Source organism: Mycobacterium talmoniae (genome assembly GCF_001854525.1).
Classification (GTDB): Bacteria; Actinomycetota; Actinomycetes; order Mycobacteriales; family Mycobacteriaceae; genus Mycobacterium; species Mycobacterium talmoniae.
Map to the genome: position 1 here is coordinate 1 of NZ_MLQM01000373.1, position 592 is coordinate 592.

A 592-nucleotide genomic window follows, 5' to 3' on the forward strand; every position below is an offset into this window, starting at 1 on the left:
ATCCAACAAACTCATCACTTAACCCCTTCCAACTCGATCACCAAATAGTCCACAAAACCCCACCACAAGTTCCCTCAGCTACGACTCCCCCTCCCACGTCTCCGGCACCAACGGCACCCGCGGACCCCCACCAAACCCATCGACGGCCAAGGTGGCCAGCCCGGTTGCTTGGGTGCCGGCTTTGGGAATCGTGCCAGTGAAACCGAGAGGACCAGCCCCGCGGTCCGACGCCAAGTAGTGCGGGTCGTCGGTTTCCAGGTATTCGTACCGGTGGCCGGGATCGGTGAGCCCGGTGCGGCGCCGGCGGCGCAGTGACGTCTCCTGGGTCGGCTCGGTGTCGGTGGCCACCGCCGCCGGCACCCCCGCCCGGACGAGCGTTTTGGCGCTGGCGCTGCTCTGGGTGCTGAGCCCGGAGCCGATCCAGCCGACCATGTAGCCGTAGGAGGCGGCGCCCTCCACCCCGGTGAGTGGCGGCGCCGACGGTGGGGCCGCCCCAGCGGGTGCGGCGGGCGGCGCCGTGGGGGGCGGCGCCGGCGCCGACATCGGAGCCGGCGCCGGCCCCGCAGCGGGCGGGGGCGGAGCGGGGCCCCGG

At 72.0% G+C, this 592-nt stretch carries 1 protein-coding gene; it reads right to left on the reverse strand.

The window, feature by feature from the left end:
* Positions 1–78: 78 nt before the first annotated feature.
* Positions 79–592, reverse strand: a 514-nt coding sequence (locus tag BKN37_RS27435; protein WP_479724569.1) for a PPW family C-terminal domain-containing PPE protein, incomplete at its 5' end; no start/stop codon positions are given.